The organism is Psychromonas sp. SR45-3 (genome assembly GCF_014163575.1).
Lineage (GTDB): Bacteria > Pseudomonadota > Gammaproteobacteria > Enterobacterales > Psychromonadaceae > Psychromonas > Psychromonas arctica.
Genome location: NZ_JACJDP010000057.1, coordinates 1 through 19,835, shown reverse-complemented (window position 1 = coordinate 19,835; position 19,835 = coordinate 1). Strand labels below are relative to the sequence as shown.

Below are 19,835 nucleotides of genomic sequence, written 5' to 3'. Positions count from 1 at the left end.
ACCAAGTTACAGTTATTAATAAAGCCACAGCGAGCGCAGACGAACAATACTACGAATAAAGCATAAAACAGTCAGATCGAGCGTAGCGAAACATTACTCAATGTGGTTACAACTTCCCCGCTGTTGAGCTTTCCCAAGTCATTTACTTATTTTGAGTAAAGGCAAACAGGATGTTTGGATTAGTTGAGGCTAGTGCATGGAGCGATTTATACGACAGCATAGTATTATGAGCGGACTAAGCTCTGCGTGCCCTTTGCACGTCCGAAATGGGTCGATAAAAATAAGTGGATTACTTGGATAAGAAAGCGATTCGGTGACAGCTTTCTTTGGCTTTTTATCAACTTTGGTTTTTATAAAAATGGGTGTTATGAAAATGAGTTTCTTTGCTGTTCAAAGAAAGTGGGATCGCCGATAAGGCAAAACACCCAGTAACAAGTATAAATAAAGCCTCGATGAGCGCAGACGAATCAATACTAAGCGATAATCCCAAACACTAATTCAAAAAAAATGGGCTCAAAGAGCCCGGACTGTTCAACACTAGCAACTACGAATATTCAGCTTCAACTTTATCTGCCCTTTGAAAAGCACTGTGGGATGCTAATTGTTTAGCATAGCGACTTAAATTACTGAAATTTTCAATCGCTCCCGTTGCGACCAAATTCTCAATAATCATCGACATCATAATATCTGCACCAGTTAACTGCTCATCAACCAGATACGTTTTACCAACTAAACACTGATCCACGTACGTTAGGATTTTAAGCATTTCTGCATCAGCATAACCGGCTAAGAAATTAGTTTTGCAACCATCTTTAGCAACAAAAATCTTTAAAAGAAGCGGCAAGATTGCCGACCCTTCAGCAAAGTGCAACCATTGTGAATATTCAACATAAGCGTTTGTTCCACGCTCTGGTGCAAACTTACCTTTACCATATTTTTCAATTAAATAATCCGTGATTGCACCTGATTCACTAATCACTAAACCATCATCTTCTATCACTGGGGATTTACCAAGCGGATGGATTTCTTTTAATTCTGGAGGTGCAAAAAATGTCTCACTGTTTCGTAAATAAGGTTTAACTTGGTACTCAACACCAAGTTCTTCTAAAAGCCAAATAATACGTTTAGAGCGAGATTTATTTAAGTGGTGTAACGTGATCATAATACCTACCTATTTTATTGTTAATAACAGAAACAGTTATTTGCATCACCATAGCAATGAAAGCAGTTTAATCCAATGCCTGTAATAACCAATATCAACCATCAAGTGCATTTATAAGATGTGATGTGAGTAACATAAAAAGCTCAAAAATAATTCGATTAAATTTTAAGTTAGTTATACTTAACTTTAAAAAACAGCTATATTTAAGTAATTACATGCTAATAACTACCTTCAAATGGATATTTTCATCCTTTAATAATTATAATTAAAATAGTAAACCTTATGTCTGATATTAATATTGATTCAACCTATGGCGTGGTCATCATACAAGATCTTAAAGCGATTTATGTTGATGAAAACTATGCCAAACTTTATGGCTATGACAGCCCTGATGATTTATTAAATAGCATCGACTCCTTTCTTGAACTGATTGCACCTGAGTTTCATGAACTGGCCACCCAGAATTATATTGATACCATTGCGGGAAAAGTAACACCTCGAGGTCATACTTTTAATAATATTGACCGTCACGGTAGAGAATTTACAGTGTTCTCCATTGATCATGTTATTGAATATGAGGGTGAGTTAGCCCTTCAAGTGACTGTGATGGATCTATCGACTGTTGTTGAAGCTAACAAGAAAATACGTGAAAAAGATTTAATGTTTAAGCGACTGATCATGAATTCTGGGCAAGGTATTATGGTGCATCGTAATTTTAAGCCCTTAATGCTTAATCAGGCATGGGCGAATGAGATGCGCGCGGAATCACTTGAACAAGCGATGTCTACGGATTCTATTTTGCAATTTATTCCTATTGAAAAACATCAAGAAGTGAAAGAGCATTATTATAAAACGCTCAAGGGTGGATCGGCGAATAAAAGCACTATCGTTGAAAACATTTGCTTTGATGGCAGTAAACGCTTTTTTAATATTTACGACAACCTCATTGAATGGGAAGGTGAGCCTGCAGTACAAGTTGTATTAGAAGATGTCACCGATAAAGTTGAATATGAACGCGTATTAGCTTATCGAGCATCACATGATCAACTTACTGATTTACTTAATCGTAGTGCCATTTATGACTGGTTAGATAAGCACTTCAAAATAAATACCAATATTATTTGTGTTCTGATGGATATTGATGACTTTAAAAAGGTTAATGATACCTACGGGCACCAGATGGGCGATCAGGTGATAAAAGCGTTGGCTAGTCTCATTAAAGAAATAGTACAACAATTTAATGGAGTGGTGGGCCGATGGGGAGGTGAAGAGTTTATTGCGTTTGTGCCTAATATAAGTAGTCAGCAAGCGGTTGAAATGTCGGAATCTATTCGTATCGCATTTAAACAAGTGCAGTTCAGACCAGAAATTAATCCGTTTACGGCGAGTGTCAGCATTGGTATTAGCTCAAATAGTGCTTGTGATACCCCAATTAGTATTAATGATCTTATTAAGTCGGCAGATAAATATTTATACCTAGCAAAAGCCAATGGTAAAAACTGCGTGGTTAACTGTAAAGATTAGACTTTAATGGTGATCAAGCCCCTCTACTCGCTTCATTCAACATTCAACACGTACTCTAAACAGCAACCAATACGCCAACCAATAAAAACAGTAAAAAGGTTACAGTTACACTTAATGAGCCACGGTTTTGGAATATAAATTCATTACCGCAACGCCGGCTAAAATAAGTCCCATCCCAATAATGGCAGGTAAGTCTGGTATTTGTTTATAGATAATCGCGCTAATAGCAGCCACTAAAATAATACCCATCCCTGCCCATATGGCATAAGCAATCCCTACCGGTACACTTTTAAGTACAAGGGACAGAAAATAAAAAGCGGCAATATAACCCACCACACAAATCACACTGTAAAAAGTTTGACTAAATCCATCAGACGCTTTTAATGCCAGTGTAGCGATCACTTCTGACACTATCGCAATGGCTAAATACCAATACCCCATACCTTTCCTTCTTTATATTAAGCAAAATGACGCTTAATACTTTTCATGTAAATGTTGACGTTAATTTTTGCGTGGACAATAGCAAGTTCAGCGACTTAATCAATGAGTTAATTAAGTACCTAAGAGATGTTGAGCAACACTTTATTGATGTAACAAATGAAGCTTTTGTATTTGCTGTTTAATAATCTCGATTTCAGTCAGTGAAGATCTATTTTATTGATTAAAACAACTTCCGCCTTTATTTTTAATTGTCTAAATAAAACAGTCATTTAAATAAACTTACACCTGAAGGTAAATTAGCTTCTATATTGGAAATGCCGATAACCTATTTAATATCAAAAGGTCTTCCCCTCAAACCTTGTAATCTCTGCTATTATTTTCGGCATTAGTAGGCTTTTATCTTTAAAAGTCGACGATTAAAAAATGAATAAATTACACTCTAAAATGAGCCATCCTGACCATGTTAAAATCGAATAAATTGACCACTATCAATCACTATTTTTGTAATATTCCAACCGCGGCTTCAGGGCTTGCGTTAGCGATTGCAAGTTTAGGTTTATCTTGGGAGCATTTTGCACCTTTACAGGGAAAAGCCCAGGTATTCGGAGCCTGCATTGCAGCCTGTATTCTTTTACTACTTATGATTAAGTTTGTATTTAATCCACACCTATTTAAACAAGACTTACAACACCCTATCGCCGGAACAGTGATCCCTACATTAGCGATGGCGATGATGGTGATCGCCAATAGCATTGCTTTATATTACTTACAGTTAGGGCAAATCATTAGCTGGTTAGCTATCATTTTACATCTCTATTTCTTGGGATATTTTATCTTAAGCCGTAGTAAAGACTTTCAGTTTAAACAGATATTACCGAGTTGGTTTATCCCACCAATTGGATTAGTGCTTGCCTTAATAACGCACCCAGGCGGCCTTACCCCCATAGTAACCCAATTTATATTTACACTTGGTTTAGCCTCTTACACACTGTTATTGCCGATTGTTTTATATCGATTATGCTTTGGTGGTGTGCTCAATGACAATGAAAAACCAATTATTGTTATCCTAGCCACTCCTGCGAGTTTATTGCTATTGGCATACCTTGCGACCTCTCCTCTGCCAAATACAATAATTATTGCAGTACTGTTTTGTTTAGCACTGATCATGACGTTATATGTTTATTTTGCATTTAAAAATCTATTACGCTTATCTTATACCCCCGCCTATTCTGCCTTTACTTTTCCATTGGTGGTCGGCGCCGTCACTTTATTAAAAATGAGTGAATTTTTATCTGAGCAGGGTGTTACTGTGTACTGGGTCAATATGACTGCGCAGTTAGCGAACATAGAGTTAGCGATTGCCAGCGCGATGGTGCTTTATGTTAGTTTTCATTATTTACCGCACTTCTTTAATCGGGCTTCACGGTAATAAAATTTTTTTAATTGAGCTTCATAGTAATAAAAAACATCGCCGAATAGATAACGACTTTATATTTAATAACAGCTTTATATTTAATAAAATCAAATGGAATAGCGGTGATCAATTAACCGCTATCATTTCAGACATTAACTATTGCGTATATTCAGGATAATCTTTAAAGCCAATGAGCTCCTCTTCAAACAACATGCTCAGATGAACGGATGCTAATATCTAAAATAGATGTCAAGTAACATGGAAACTTAAATTATCAATTATTATTATGATACTAACCTCACCTTGTCACAATAAAGCCAATAATAAATAAAACAATTACCAAGACAAGCAATACATTAATGCGTTTACATATTAATAGCTTAATAATACTAATTGACAAATATCCTCTAAAGGTCAATGTTCACTGGCTTTGCACTGATCGTAATAAGCTGTTATTTTTATGATACAAAATGACGCTTTACCTCAAAAACTTGATTCAAGTTTACGCTTTTTATAATAAATTCGACGAAAAAACAAAAATATTTATTTAGGTGTAGTATAAATAAAATATCTTTTTTCATCTCACTCAATGCGGAGTACATGAAAATTAACAAACCAATATCCCACTCAAGTTTAACCAACGATCCATTACACAAGATGTTTGATGAAGTGGATGCTATCTCTGTGCAAGGATATGATGAAGAGCGCAGGGTTATCTATTGGAATGCCGGTAGTGAGTCTCTTTATGGTTACAGCAAAGAAGAAGCGTTAGGACAAAAGCTTGAACAGTTAATCATTCCCAAACCATTATGGGAACATATCATTCCCGCCCACAGTAATTGGGTCCACAACAATATAGAAATCCCAGCCTCTGAAATAACCTTACTCAATAAAGCGGGTGAGGATGTTAATGTTTTCTCTAGTCATGTGATGTTTGTAAATCAAGAAAATAAAAAGCAAATGTATTGTGTTGATATTGATTTATCCGATGTACGTTATGCACAAGAACAAGCTATTTTTAAAGAAAAAATGTTAGAAGCGGTATTTGAAGCCAGCCCAGATTTATTCTTCTTAATGACAGAAGAAGGCATCATTATCGATTATCGCGCCCATGACAAAAAGAGCCTGTATATTCCCCCAAATAAGTTTATTGGCAAGTCGATGGTTGATGTTTTACCTGAGCATGTGGCTAATAAATTTAAATTACATTTTAATAGAGCATTGCAACAGGAAGGGGAAGCTAGCTTTGAGTATGAATTAGCGATGCCTTACGGCATGGTTTACTTTGAAGCGAGAATAAGCCACCTACCGGACAATAAGCAAATTTTAGGTATTGTGCGCGACATTACTGAACGACATAAATCTTCAGAAATCATTCGCCAACATGCTTACTTCGATACGCTGACTTTATTACCCAACCGCTTTTTAGCACTGGATCGTTTATCACAAATGCTCAATGAGGCAGAACGAAATAATGAATGTGCAGCGGTATTCTTTATTGATTTAGATGACTTCAAAAAAGTAAACGATTCATTAGGCCATGAAGTGGGCGATAAACTATTAATCGCCGCTGCAAATAGATTAAACAGTGCGATACGTAAAGAAGATACCGTAGGCCGTTTAGGCGGTGACGAATTTATTGTACTGATACGCGATATAAAGTCCGACCATGATGCTTCAATTATTGCAGATGCATTATTAAATATTTTTAGAGAACCTCTGCGCATTGATGGGCGAGAACTGATCCTAACCTTAAGTATTGGTATCTCGATGTACCCGCAAAATGGCGATAATGCCTCGGAGTTATTACGTAATTCAGATATAGCGATGTACCAAGCTAAAGCCTTAGGGCGTAATGCTTATTCATTTTTTACTAAAGAAATGAACGTCACTATGTTGAGACGCTTTGAAATTGAAGAGCAAATGCATGGTGCATTAGAACGTAATGAGTTTGAAGTTTATTATCAGCCTTTGCTAGATGTGAAGACAAAAAAAATTATTGGAGCAGAAGCCTTATTACGTTGGCATAACCATTCACTAGGTCATATAACCCCGGACGAGTTTATCCCTATTGCAGAACATACGGGCTTAATTATCCCTATTGGGCAATTTGTTATTCAGCAAGCACTGAGCTTTTTAACTTACTGGCAACAGGTTACACAAAACAAGTACGTCATGGCAGTTAATTTATCCCCTAGCCAATTCAGGGATAAAGAGTTATTTAATTTCGTTAAAAATATACTGCGTGATGAAAACCTCACAGCAAACAGCTTAGAGCTTGAAATCACTGAAGGTGTGTTAATGACTGGTCAGTCTTATGTGGCAGAGACGTTAATGCAATTTGACCTATTGGGCGTAAAATTATCAATGGATGATTTTGGTACAGGTTACTCTTCACTGAGTTACTTACGCCAATATGCTTTTGATGTGTTAAAAATAGATCGAAGTTTTATCAATGGCATCACGCTCAATGATGAAGACAGAAATTTAGTGAAAGCAGCCATCGCAATGGCACATAGTTTAGGCTTGGCAGTTGTTGCTGAAGGTGTAGAGATGCATGGACAATTGCTACTTTTAGAAGAGCTAGGTTGCGATTTTGCACAGGGTTTTTATTTCAGCAAACCGGTTCCTGCAGAGCAATTTATTACGCTATCGAAAAACTATAAGTTAGATGAGCCATAAGTGATTAATCAGCGAAACCAATCTTAACCGTACACAAAAAATAAACTTTTTAGAGACTAAATATTAAGACCAACTCATTTATTAATATAATGAGTTGGTCTTAATTTTATGAGGTAATTTTAATCTTATGAGTCAGCTTTATTGTTATGAGGCCGCTTTATACTTTTTCAACAGTATTTTAGAGGCTACATATTTTAAATAATGGACTAAGACTTTTGATCATCACTCAGTTTAAATTGCGCTACTAATAAACTTTGTTCATTAGATAACTCGTTCAATGAGACACTGCTTTTAGCCGCTTTTTCAGCACCTAGCGCAATGTCATTGGCCATATCCGCAATATTAACAATATTTTGGGCGACCTCTTTAACCACGGCACTTTGTTCCTCTGAAGCCGTTGCAATCGAGGTACTCATATCATTAATCGTATTCAGACTAAGCAACATTTCTTTTAATGAAGTACTGGTTGCCAGTGTTTGATTCACCGAGCGATCTGCATATTCGAGATTACTTTCTACGATACTTACCGCTTCGCTGGCTTTACTCTGTAAACTATCTATCATTTGATTAATTTCAGTCGCAGAGTGTTGAGAACGCGTCGCAAGAGAGCGTACTTCATCGGCAACAACAGCAAATCCTCTGCCATGCTCACCGGCACGAGCCGCTTCGATTGCAGCATTTAACGCGAGCAGGTTAGTCTGCTCCGCAATCCCCTGAATAACATTAAGCACCTCTCCAATCTGTATCGACTCTGAAGATAGTTGTTGAATAACATGGGAAGCATTATCCAGAGAAGATTTTAAACTATTAATGAACTCAAGGTTTACATTCATATTCTCCATATTTGCTTCTGCTTGCTGAGTTACTTTAGTGACTTCATTACTGGTGTTTGAAGCATGTGATGCCACTTCATAAACGGCTGCTTCAAGTTCAGTCACTGCCGTAGAAACAATATCTGTCTGTGCGCCCTGCGCAGAAACATTTTGGTTGGTTTGCTCACTCATGGCTAAACTTTCTGCCGCGACCGCATTGATCGTGGTCGCCCCTGATTGCACTTTGTAAATGAGCTTACCTTGTTTATCGATCAACGCATTTATATTGTTCGCCACCAGCCCCATTTCAGAATGGTATTGCGTATTAATGTTTTCAGTTAAATCCCCTTCAGAAAGACGATTCAATGCTTTAATAATATCGGCGAGTGGTTTACGAATTGCGCGCACCACCGTTGTTGCAATTGTTAAAGCGATAATAATCGAGATAAAAGCTAATACTAGATTGAGAGTAAGTGAACGATTAAAAGCTTCTTCTGCATCTGACAAAGCATTACCAGAAAGAATGCGGATCCCTCCAGAAAGACTATTTAACTGATCGTTTACTTGATCCATGTTCTGTGCATTTTCTTCAAATATTAAATGACTTTTTTCATTATATTTAATGAAGATACGTTGTTGTTGAAACAAACCAAGTGGCTTTGTGATTGCACGTTCAAGCTCACCATTGTAGTAATTAATGTCAGCCGCATAATCAGGCATATCACTGATCACAGTAGTAATTTGCTCTTTAAACGCTTGATAGTATTGCAATAGATCTTTTTCAAATCGTTGTGCTGATTCATTCGTCGCCAGCGCCAATGAACGCTGTAGAACTTTAATCGCTTTAGATGACAGGCTAACGGCTCCTTTAATACTTTCAACGGTAAAAATCTGTCCATTTTCTTCTGCGGTTAATGCAATATTCGCAATGTCTTCCTCAAAGAAATCCCAGGTATCGTTCAAATTACCACTCTCAGACAACGCCTTTTTTCTCGCCGTAATACGGCTATCGTGTAAATCTAAATGAGCTTCCGCATTTGCAAACAATTGCTGTGCAGAAATATCAGCTTGTTGTGTAGAAGCTAATATTTCTGGATAGTCTGCTAAATCAACTTGTAAAGATGCCAGCAGCGCAATGTATTTATCTTTTGCTGCAAAATATTTGTCTCGTAATACTTTTCTTTTTTCCGGAGTCTGAGTATTTGCATGTTCCATTAATGCTCGATTAGCATCTTGTAGGTTAAGTAGTACGGTGTTTGATTTATCCAGTAAACTGGTCAAGGTCGATGAGGTTAACTCTAATTGTTGTGCCATTTTTACTTGAGATAGATAAGCAGAACCAGAGATAGCGATCACCAGAGCAATAACAATCGAAAATCCAATGATGATCCTCTGAATAAGTGAAATATGCATAAATAAGCCTTGTTTAGTAGAAATAACATCAACATAGTAGCTAACTCAAACGTTGATGAAGTTGTAATAACTAATAGAATATTACTGACCAACAAATTAATTTGTTGCAATTAAGAGTCTCAATGTTAATTATTAACGATTAATACTCTCATTTGGATAAGGTGCTTGTTCAAACCTAGTTAACGTGACTTTTATTGCTCATTATTATTGTTCGGTAATATTGCTCAGTATGGCACCTAACTACTGAGTATTCACTGCGCATTAACAGTGCCTTTTTTACAGTCAAAGCAGTTTAAATAACCCAATAAAATCAGAGTTTACCCGCCACCAATTTGTAATACTTATAAACCTAAAAAATATCCATTATCATCATAGTACAAGGTTTCCATAAGGCTAATTTATTTAACAGAATTACAAAAAAATGAGTAAATACTATTATTTATTTAACTTAATTGCTTTTCTATTCGTATTTTCAGTCTGTTAGCAGATCATCACATCGGTGACTTTATGACTCATCTCCATTCATGCTTTAGTATTATTAAATAAGCGTAATTTCTTTCATTTAAATAAGAGAAATAACAAAAATATTGAATGTTTTTATACTTAAATTTCTACAACAAAAATCATTTCCCGATATTTATCAGTGAGTGCTAATGAGGCATAAAAGCACAATGTAGCCTCTATATAATGCTCAACACCAAATAAAAGATAAAAACCACATAAATACTGTCCTTTTATTTGCAATTTCGAGCAAATTTACTAATTTTTATACGACGATTAAAAACATACTCCTTTAGAGTTAACGAATTGTAATTAACTTGCTGTAATTTTTATTGTGAATAGCTGCATCTATGACAACAAAAATTAACGTAATACGTTGTAAAACGATTAACCCAAATGACAGACAAACAGTGAGAACCACGATGATGATAAGAAAAAAGATGTACCTGGCTTTGTTTTGTTTAATGACAGTTCTACTTATTCAATCCGCGTACATGATCTATCAGAGTAGTCGTATCCATGAAACGTCTATCAAAATAGCTAATACCATCGAGCCTATTTTGTTTAAAAACTATGAATTAAAGATAGCCGTGATTCAAGTACAACAATGGGTCACTGATATTAGTGCAACAAGAGCTCTCGATGGATTAAACGATGGTATTGAAGTTGCGGGTGAAAACTACGACATTGCGGTCAATCTACTTAATGAGTTAAGTGTGTTAGATACCGCTAACTCAGACTTCTACACACAAATGCTACCCACGCTTGAGAACTACTTTAATACCGGTAAGTTAATGGCAAATGCTTATATTGATGAAGGCCCAGAAGGTGGTAATAAAATCATGCCGATGTTTGATGATGCTGCAGCGGCGATCACTGATCAAGTTGAACAAGTGATGACGCTCTCCAGAGAACGTTCATTACAAAACCTCTCCAAACAGACTGATGATGCATCGGCAATTGAAACAATTGTGTATTCTTTTTCTGTTTTATTTTTATTAGCGTTAGTTGCTTTATATTTCTTAACTAGCAAAGGTTTATTAAAACCACTTGATGCGATGATGAAGATGGCCAATGACCTTGCGCACGGTGAAGGAGATTTAACGAAAAGATTAAATGAGTCTAAACAAGATGAGCTTGGCATTACCTCTCATCATATTAATAGTTTCATTACAAAAACACAGGCAGTCATTAAAACAGTCAGTGTCACTATTAAAGACCTCAGTGAAACGTCTGACTTATTACAAGATTCAGCTCAAAAAACCAAACATGATATGGCGGCACAACTTAAGGAAACAGAACAGACAGCAAGTGCAATGAATGAACTCACCGTATCTTCTAAAGAAGTTGCTCAATATACCGTTGATGCTTCTAATGAAACAACAGTGGTTAATGAACATATCGAAAGCGGCATGAACATTTGTAATTCTGCGACGATACAAATGGCTGAACTATCTGAAAAAATGACCTCTGCCCAACAAGTTGTTAAACGTTTAGGTGATGACAGTGCCAATATTGGTGCGATGTTAGAAGTGATTGTTGCCATTTCTCAACAAACAAACTTATTAGCACTCAATGCCGCGATTGAAGCAGCACGAGCAGGTGAAAAAGGGCGTGGTTTTGCCGTTGTTGCTGACGAAGTACGTTCATTAGCAGGTCGCTCTCAAGCGTCTACGCAGGATATTCAAAACATCGTTAATCGCTTACGAGAGAATGTAGAAGAAGTTGTCACCGTGTTTGCTGTGAGCCGAGATAACGCGAATCAATCACACAGTAAAGTTGAAGCATTAACACATTCATTAAGTGTTATTGCAGAGAATGTGAAAAATATTAGCCAAATGAATGAGCAAATTGCCACTGCTACTGCAGAGCAAAACCAAGTGGTGTCAGAGGTAGAACGCAGTATTGTTAATATTTCTAGCGTGTCTAATTCCAATGCAGTGAATATTGAATCGGTCAGCAGCACCGGGCAAACACTAAAAAACAATGTACTTGATCTAAATAAATTAGTGAGTCAATTTAAGTATTAATAGATTGATTCTTAAGCCATCGTTAGCGTGAAGTTTACTTTACGCTAACGTTTATTATTTGTTGTTTGTTAAGAGCAAAAATTAACACATATTATTGAAAACCCATCCCCTCATCAACACCAATGATTACTAATCATTGCCAACCAACTCAAGGATAATCAAGCATTTGTGTTTTTTGTTAAATTTAAATTAACTCAAACCACGGTCACAGTTTCATATATTGGTTTTATTATCTAAATCATTGTTATTCCATATCAACTAGTCTGCAAATAATATTTCCTTCTACTCAATATAGGAAATAGCGCAATTTGAGGCTTTCACTAATAAGCTAATCTCCCTCTATAAATAGTGATTAAAGGGGTGGAATAATGCTGTATTTCGAATTTATATTTTTATTGTTTGTGTTGTATGTAGGATCTCGGTTTGGTGGGATTGGCTTAGGTGTAGTATCCGGTATCGGTTTAGTGGTTGAGGTGTTTGTGTTCAAAATGCCGCCGACTTCGCCTCCTGTCACCGTGATGTTAATCATATTAGCCGTTGTCACCTGTGCATCGATTTTAGAAGCGGCTGGTGGTTTAAAATATATGCTGCAAATTGCTGAGCGTATTTTAAGAAACAATCCTAAACGCGTCACACTCATTGCCCCTTTTGTGACTTATGCAATGACCTTTTTATTAGGTACAGGGCATGCGGTTTATTCGATCATGCCGATCATTGGAGATGTTGCACTTAAAAATGGCATTCGCCCTGAACGCCCAATGGCAGCGGCCTCCGTTGCCTCGCAAATTGGTATTACTGCTTCGCCCTTGTCGGCGGCAGTAGTCTATTATTTAGCGCAACTCGTCGATATTGATGCATCCATCACGCTACTATCTATTTTAATGGTTACCGTTCCGTCTACTTTATTTGGCACCTTGATGTTAGCACTTTACAGTCTTCGTCGCGGTAAAGAGTTAGAAGACGATCCTGATTACCAAGCACGTTTAAAAGATCCTATTTGGCGTGAAAAAATAGAAAATACAACATCAACTTCTTTAGATGAAATCCTACCGACTAAAGCCCGTAATGCGGTGTTTACCTTCTTAGGTGCCATTGCTTCTATTGTGTTAATCGCCATGCTGCCAGAAATTAGAACCATCACAGAGGGATCTGCGCCAATCAAAATGTCAGTCGTGATCCAGATGATGATGCTAGCCTTTGGTGGGGTTATTTTATTAGCGACAAAAACCGACCCACGTGATGTTCCTAATGGCGTTGTTTTTAAATCGGGTATGGTCGCAGCCATTGCTATTTTTGGTATTGCCTGGATGTCTGATACCTATTTCCAATATGCAATGCCACAATTTAAAGCTGGTATAGTGGATATGGTAACGCTACATCCTTGGACATTTGCATTATCACTGTTCATTGTCTCGGTGGTTGTTAATTCTCAAGCGGCAACCGCTCGAATGATGTTACCCGTAGGGCTAGCGCTCGGCTTAGAACCGGCTTTAGTGATTGGTTTAATGCCGGCCGTTTATGGTTATTTCTTTATTCCTAATTACCCATCAGATATTGCAACGGTCAACTTTGATAGCTCTGGCACAACTAAAATAGGTAAGTATTACTTTAACCATTCATTTATGTCCGTGGGTTTGATTGGTGTTGTATCGGCTTGTCTTGTTGGTTATGTATTAGGGCAAATAGTCATTGGTTAAAAATCTAATTAATGACCCAGATCATCATGGGTCATTAATTTTAAGGCAGAATAAGCGAAAATATTGATTACCTGGATGTTCAATAATAAAGTGATTGCAATTAATTAGACGATCGGTCTATTATATTAAAATGACATCATTAATTATAAAACCACGCCGTGGTAGACCCCCAAAAGTATCACGAGAAAATCGCGATACTAAAGCGGAATTGATCCGCAGTGGTCTTGAACAACTAACTGAAAGTGGTTTTGCAGCTTCTGGTATCGACCTGATTTTAAAAAAAGTCGGCGTACCCAAAGGTTCTTTTTACCATTACTTTGCCAGCAAAGAAGTGTTTGGGTTGGCAGTGATTGAGAGCTATGCAAACTATTTTGCTAATAAACTCGATACTTATTTATTAGATCAGGCTTATCCACCATTAACACGGATAAGTCATTTTGTTGAAAATGCTAAGTCAGGGCTTGCACGTCATCACTTTACCCGTGGATGTTTAGTTGGAAACTTAGGCCAAGAAGTGCATTTACTGCCTGAAAGTTTTAGACAAGTGTTGATCGATATTTTTCTGTCTTGGCAACAACGTATCAGTGATTGTTTTAAACTGGCACAAGCCGGTGGCGACTTATCAAAAACAGCAGATTGCGAGCAATTAGCTGAATGTTTTTGGGTTGGTTGGGAAGGCGCAGTAAGCCGAACACGCTTAGTACAAAGTGCCGAGCCACTTGATAACTATTTCAAACATTTTATGGCTAGTTTACCTCGATAATATTCAGCAATGAAGTCGCTGCGAGCAATCGATAAAGCATCAATAAGTGATTCACACTTAAACAAATAAAATGAGCACATAAGTTAAGTAATAGATTAGCGATATAACCAATCAACCAATCTATATGAAAAAATTTAATTATTAATAGACGATCGGTCTAAAGGGGAAAAATATGTTTAAAGGTATTTTAATCGAAAAAGACGAACAAGGTTACAGAGCTGCAGTTAAGAGTATCGACGAAAGTGTATTACCGGAAGGTGATGTCACGATTAAAGTCGCTTACAGCACCTTAAACTATAAAGATGCATTAGCAATCACAGGCAAAGGCCCGGTTGTGCGAAGCTTCCCTATGGTGCCGGGTATTGATTTAGTTGGTACTGTTGAACAAAGTGACAGTGACAAGTTTAAAGTTGGCGACCAAGTTCTGTTAAATGGTTTCGGTGTTGGTGAAACACATTGTGGTGGCTTGGCAGAAACAGCACGTTTAAAAAGCGAATGGTTAATTCCATTACCAAATGCTTTCTCTGCTCGTCAAGCAATGTCGATTGGTACCGCGGGTTATACAGCGATGTTGTGTGTGATTGCTTTAGAAAAACACGGCATTACCCCCGATAAAGGCGATATATTGGTAACCGGTGCAAATGGCGGTGTCGGTAGTTTTGCGATCAGTATTTTAGCCAAATTAGGTTACACCGTTGTTGCGTCAACAGGGCGAGTTGATCAAGCGGAGTATTTGAAAAAATTAGGCGCAACGGAAGTCATTGACCGTGCAACATTATCAGAGCCAGGCCGTCCTTTAGCGAAAGAACGTTGGGCAGCTGCAATTGACTCAACGGGTAGTCATACGTTAGCGAATATCTGTGCAAGCTTGAAATATGGCGGTGTCGTCGCTGCTTGTGGTTTAGCTCAGGGCATGGATTTAACAACAACGGTTATGCCATTTATTCTACGCGGCGTGACGTTAGCGGGTATCGATAGTGTGATGCGTCCAACTCAAGATAGAGTGGAAGCCTGGGAACGCCTTGCGACTATTTTAGAAGCAGATGTATTTGATGATATCGCCAAAGAAATCAGCTTAGAACAAGCAATTGATACCGCCGAACAATTGATTTCAGGAAAAGTACGTGGTCGAGTGGTTGTTAAGATCGCTGAATAATACCAACGGCGCCAAGTAAATAAGTAAAATAACGCTAGTTAAATAAAAAAAATAGCCTGCTTAATCTTCTATTAAGCGGGCTATTTTTTGCCATCTCACACAAAATACCAATCACGTGCTTAATGTAATTGGTAGTAGACAATTGATAATTAACATTTAATGCTTACTGTTTAACGACTTTAAAGTTATCCCAAGCCTGAGAAGTGGGCATCACTTCTAAACTATTAATATTGATATGTGCAGGTTGCTCAGCAATCCAAAATATAATATTGGCGATATCTTCAGGTTGTATTGCACTCGCTCCTTTATAGATTTGGTCATACTTTTCTTGGTCGCCTTTAAAGCGCACTAAACTAAATTCACTCTCAGCTAATCCCGGCTCTAGACTGGTCACTCTGACTCCCGTCCCGGCAAAATCACTGCGTAAATTTCTAGAAAACTGCGCAACAAAGGCTTTACTCGCGCCATACACATGGCTACCAGGATAAGCCCAGTTAGCAGCAACACTGGCTAAATTAATAATACTTGCACACGTTTGCGCACGTAAAATAGGTAATAAACTATGCGTCACATTCACTAGGCCTGTGACGTTAGTATCAATCATGGTATGCCAATCGGACAATGAGGCTTTATCGGCAGGTTCAGCGCCTAATGCAAGGCCTGCATTGTTAACTAAAATACCGATTTGTTTAAAATTTTCAGGTAAGTGAGTTACAAACTCTGTCACCGCTTCACTATCTCGTACATCTAATACTGAATAAAATACTTCAGTCAACGCTGACAATTCAACACTCAGTGTTTTTAAGCGTTCTTCTCTGCGACCAGTGATAATTAAGGGATAACCATGTTGAGCAAATTTTTTAGCAGTAGCTAACCCAAATCCAGAAGTTGCACCTGTAATTAAGACGACCGGATGTTGTTGTGCTTGGTTTTGTTCTGTCATTTCACATTCCTTTAAAAAACGTAATACCGTCATTATTGATGAATACTTCACCAATACTAATAGAAAACTCTCTGCACTTCATATGCATTTACGATGTATTTATGATCTATTTCCATCAACGCTAAATATTGACCGTTAAGTGAACTCTCTATTAGCTTTAAAGAGTATGACTGCCGATGATAATAGTGATAGAGCCAGAACGACATTTTTGTAGTCTCAATACCAGACTCACCCACTAACCTATTCAACTTACAAGCGACTTACCCTTTCACCCGACGCCTCTTTAGTCGTGCGTGTTGAAAATAGTGTATGAAAGAGCACGTTAAAAATAGTTTAAAAGTGAAACTAAAATAGTCAACAGAAAGGCTGATTCAAGAGATAAGAGGTAAGAGATAAGAGATAAGAGATAAAAAGTAAAAGGTAACAAATAAATGGGTGACGTTGATTTTCCCGAGATAATAAAAGCTCTTCTTTAATCGCTATAAGGAAGAGCTTAACAATGAAAAATAACCACTGACAAAGTGAATTTACACAGTAATTTCTGAGAATACGCTATCTAACGTCTCAATAATAAAGTCTGCTTCTTGATGGTTAATGGTCAACACAGGACATAAACACAAAGTATTATTTAAGTATTTAAAAGAGCGATTGGTACGCCCTATAATCAAACCTTTTTGCATACACATTGCAGCGACTTTAATGGCTACCGCCTCCGCGACAGGTGTTTTGTTTTCACGATCACTCACCAGCTCAAGACCTAATAACAGCCCTTTACCGCGCACATCACCGATAATGGCATGCTTTTGTTGTAACACTTGCAGTTGTTCAAACAAATAATCGCCCATCACCGCACTATTGGTCACCAACCCTTCTCGCTCTAGTATTGCTAGATTTGCTAGCGCAGCAGCTGGTCCTGCCGTACAGCCTGCATAGGTACTGACATCACGAAAGTATGCTTCTCTGTCAGATCCATCAGCTAAGAATTCATCAAATAATGCTTCAGTGGTGACAACACATGAAATGGCTGCATAACTCGATGCGACACCTTTTGCTAGCGTCACAATGTCAGGTTTAATGCCGTAGTGTTGATAACCAAACCATTTACCGGTTCTCCCCATGCCGCACACTACTTCATCCATGTGTACTAAAACATTATATTTTTTACAAATGTCCATCACTGCTGGCCAATAACCTTCAGGTGGCGTGATCACCCCGCCGCCTGCGGTAATGGTTTCAAAAACAACCGCCCCCACTGTGTCAGGGCCTTCACGTAAAATAACTTTTTCTAATTCTTTTGCCGCTAAAATACCGTAATCTTTAACCTCACCAAATTGACTTCTGTATTCACAGCAGTGTGGGAACTCCACAAAACCAGGAACAAATGGGCCGTAGTGTAAACGACGCTCTTCTTGCCCAGTTGCACTTAATGTTGCGATGGTTGTGCCATGGTAATCTCGTTCGCGGTACAGAATTTTATTCTTTTTGCCGCCGTATTTTTGTTGAGAAATCTGACGCACAATTTTGAAGGCTTTTTCGTTGGCTTCAGAACCTGAACTTGCGTAATAAACGCGACTCATTCCAGGCATTTTTTCTAATAATTTTTCAGCGAACTCTGCGCTTGGTTGGTTACCCGCCGTACTTGCAAAAAAGTTAAGCTTAACTATTTGCTCGCGCACCGCATCAGCAATTTCAGTGCGACCATAACCAACATTGACACACCAAACACCACCAGAAGAAGCATCCAAATAACTGTTGCCTTTAGCATCCCAAATACGTGAACCCTCTCCCTTCACCATAATCATTGGATCTTGGCTTTTTAATACACTGTGTTGGCTCAAATGGTGCCAAACATGGTTACGATCTTTTTCGATTAGCTCTGCTGTTTGTGAGTCCATCATGTTCTTCTCCTGCGTTAAGTATCCATTTCCGATGACCCACACTAACTTACAAATTGGCTTGTTCTTTAGCGCCAGCCATTTTATTCGATAGAGCCAGCGGTTATTTTTAAAGGCTTGTTGCCATAAATAAATTAGCTGGTTAAGTGGAACCACAATTGCTGACCTTTGGCTCTATCGATTGCTGGTTAATATTGTAATAGTGTGGCCAATATTCACTAAGGCTAAGGAAGATCCGTGGAACAAATTTGGTATGTATTGCCTATCGTCATCTTTGCCGCTGTAGTGCGAGGATATAGTGGATTTGGTTTTGCAGTGATTGCAGTGGTGGGCTTAAATTTGTTTTTTAAACCACAACAAAGTGTTGCTATTGTATTGTCGTTGGATCTTATTTGTAGTCTGAATTTATGGCGACAAGCCGTTAAACAAGCACATTTCCCTGCACTAAAAAAACTGGTTCTAGGCTCTATATTAGGCATTCCTATTGGTTATAGCTTTTTGCTTTTAATTCCAGAAGATACCCTTAAACTTTTAATTTGTTTAGGTATTTTAATGTTAGCTGCTTTGCTATTTTCAAGTTACAGGCCCTTCAATGCAGAGAAAAATAGTACTAAATTAGGTTTCGGTTTAGCGTCTGGAGCAGGTACGGCGAGTGCATCGATTGGCGGACCAATGATTGTGTATTATATGTTATCGAGTAATTTAACAACGAGCAGCCAACGAGCGACGATGATCTTATTTTTTATTGCCAGTGAAGCATTCGCAGTGATCGCTCTTATTAGTGGAGGGTTAGTTGATGACACCTTACCTAAAGCCTTATTAATACTGACTATTCCAACGTTGTTAGCGGTCTATTATGGGCAATATCTGTTTAACCGAAAACCTCCTCAGTCATTAAAAAGCTTTGCTCTGCCTATTATGGTAGTTGTGTCTTTATTGGGTATCGCAAACTCAACTCATACTTTATTAACATAAGCCTTTCACTACATCTATCAGGGCGAATTTTTACTCAAAGTGTCGCCCTTTTTATCCCCTTCTTAGCTTAGGCTTTAACTTCATTAAGCGAGCCCCCTACTAACCTTTTTCACCATTAACCGGTCTGTACTATTCATAAATCAAGCTAATCAACTATCCAACATATTAGACCATTGTTATTTGTTACCTCGTTGCAGGGTTACTTTTGTTTACTTGATAAACGTGACATGTTTCTAATTCTGTAAATTGATAAATTAAGCCTTTTTTCAACACCAACATTAACTAGTAAACACAATCAATAACGGCAAATCAGCCTCCAATAAGTGCTATAAGAACTAAAGTTAATGAGTTGTCGGCAGTTGATTAGGTAACTAGGTCGGTAGGTAAGTTAGTAAGAAAGTCATAGGTAAATAGGTCGGTAGGTAAA

At 37.8% G+C, this 19,835-nt stretch carries 13 protein-coding genes; 8 read left to right on the top strand and 5 right to left on the bottom strand.

Going from position 1 to position 19,835, the window contains the following annotated elements:
- Positions 1 to 544: 544 nt before the first annotated feature.
- Positions 545 to 1,162: a glutathione S-transferase family protein gene (locus H5084_RS18335; RefSeq protein ID WP_028868307.1), complete on the bottom strand. Its 618-nt coding sequence runs from the start codon at positions 1,160 to 1,162 to the stop codon at positions 545 to 547.
- Positions 1,163 to 1,444: 282 nt separating this feature from the next.
- Here H5084_RS18335 and H5084_RS18330 point away from each other — a divergent pair, with 282 nt between their 5' ends.
- Positions 1,445 to 2,686: a sensor domain-containing diguanylate cyclase gene (locus H5084_RS18330; protein ID WP_037071272.1), complete on the top strand. Its 1,242-nt coding sequence runs from the start codon at positions 1,445 to 1,447 to the stop codon at positions 2,684 to 2,686.
- A gap of 111 nt (positions 2,687 to 2,797) precedes the next feature.
- Here the strand turns inward: H5084_RS18330 and H5084_RS18325 are convergent, their stop codons facing one another.
- The gene (locus H5084_RS18325) at positions 2,798 to 3,127 is read right to left on the bottom strand and encodes a multidrug efflux SMR transporter (protein ID WP_028868309.1); all 330 of its coding nucleotides are present in this window, start codon (positions 3,125 to 3,127) and stop codon (positions 2,798 to 2,800) included.
- Between the two features lie 460 nt (positions 3,128 to 3,587).
- On the opposite strand from H5084_RS18325, the gene H5084_RS18320 reads away from it, so the two are divergent.
- A complete protein-coding gene (locus tag H5084_RS18320; protein WP_182692099.1) occupies positions 3,588 to 4,556 on the top strand; it encodes a TDT family transporter in 969 nt (322 codons plus the stop codon).
- A gap of 585 nt (positions 4,557 to 5,141) precedes the next feature.
- A complete protein-coding gene (locus tag H5084_RS18315; protein WP_182692098.1) occupies positions 5,142 to 7,223 on the top strand; it encodes a bifunctional diguanylate cyclase/phosphodiesterase in 2,082 nt (693 codons plus the stop codon).
- A 206-nt stretch (positions 7,224 to 7,429) separates the two neighbouring features.
- Here the strand turns inward: H5084_RS18315 and H5084_RS18310 are convergent, their stop codons facing one another.
- A complete protein-coding gene (locus H5084_RS18310; protein ID WP_182692097.1) occupies positions 7,430 to 9,448 on the bottom strand; it encodes a methyl-accepting chemotaxis protein in 2,019 nt (672 codons plus the stop codon).
- An 851-nt stretch (positions 9,449 to 10,299) separates the two neighbouring features.
- On the opposite strand from H5084_RS18310, the gene H5084_RS18305 reads away from it, so the two are divergent.
- The 4 genes from H5084_RS18305 (at position 10,300) to H5084_RS18290 (ending at position 15,595) form a co-directional block, all read left to right on the top strand.
- The gene (locus H5084_RS18305) at positions 10,300 to 11,979 is read left to right on the top strand and encodes a methyl-accepting chemotaxis protein (protein ID WP_182692096.1); all 1,680 of its coding nucleotides are present in this window, start codon (positions 10,300 to 10,302) and stop codon (positions 11,977 to 11,979) included.
- 368 nt (positions 11,980 to 12,347) lie between these two features.
- Positions 12,348 to 13,676: an anaerobic C4-dicarboxylate transporter gene (locus H5084_RS18300; protein ID WP_182692095.1), complete on the top strand. Its 1,329-nt coding sequence runs from the start codon at positions 12,348 to 12,350 to the stop codon at positions 13,674 to 13,676.
- 130 nt (positions 13,677 to 13,806) lie between these two features.
- On the top strand, positions 13,807 to 14,439 hold the full coding sequence (locus H5084_RS18295) for a TetR/AcrR family transcriptional regulator (RefSeq protein ID WP_028868220.1): 633 nt from the start codon (positions 13,807 to 13,809) through the stop codon (positions 14,437 to 14,439).
- A 172-nt stretch (positions 14,440 to 14,611) separates the two neighbouring features.
- On the top strand, positions 14,612 to 15,595 hold the full coding sequence (locus tag H5084_RS18290) for an MDR family oxidoreductase (RefSeq protein WP_028868219.1): 984 nt from the start codon (positions 14,612 to 14,614) through the stop codon (positions 15,593 to 15,595).
- A gap of 163 nt (positions 15,596 to 15,758) precedes the next feature.
- Here the strand turns inward: H5084_RS18290 and H5084_RS18285 are convergent, their stop codons facing one another.
- Positions 15,759 to 16,538 carry an SDR family NAD(P)-dependent oxidoreductase gene (locus H5084_RS18285; protein WP_182692094.1) on the bottom strand — a complete coding sequence of 260 codons (780 nt, stop codon included), beginning with the start codon at positions 16,536 to 16,538 and terminating at the stop codon, positions 15,759 to 15,761.
- 527 nt (positions 16,539 to 17,065) lie between these two features.
- The gene (locus H5084_RS18280) at positions 17,066 to 18,436 is read right to left on the bottom strand and encodes an aspartate aminotransferase family protein (protein WP_182692093.1); all 1,371 of its coding nucleotides are present in this window, start codon (positions 18,434 to 18,436) and stop codon (positions 17,066 to 17,068) included.
- 234 nt (positions 18,437 to 18,670) lie between these two features.
- On the opposite strand from H5084_RS18280, the gene H5084_RS18275 reads away from it, so the two are divergent.
- Entirely contained in the window at positions 18,671 to 19,408 is a 738-nt protein-coding gene (locus tag H5084_RS18275) for a sulfite exporter TauE/SafE family protein (RefSeq protein WP_182692092.1), read from the top strand.
- The last annotated feature ends 427 nt before the right edge of the window (positions 19,409 to 19,835 follow it).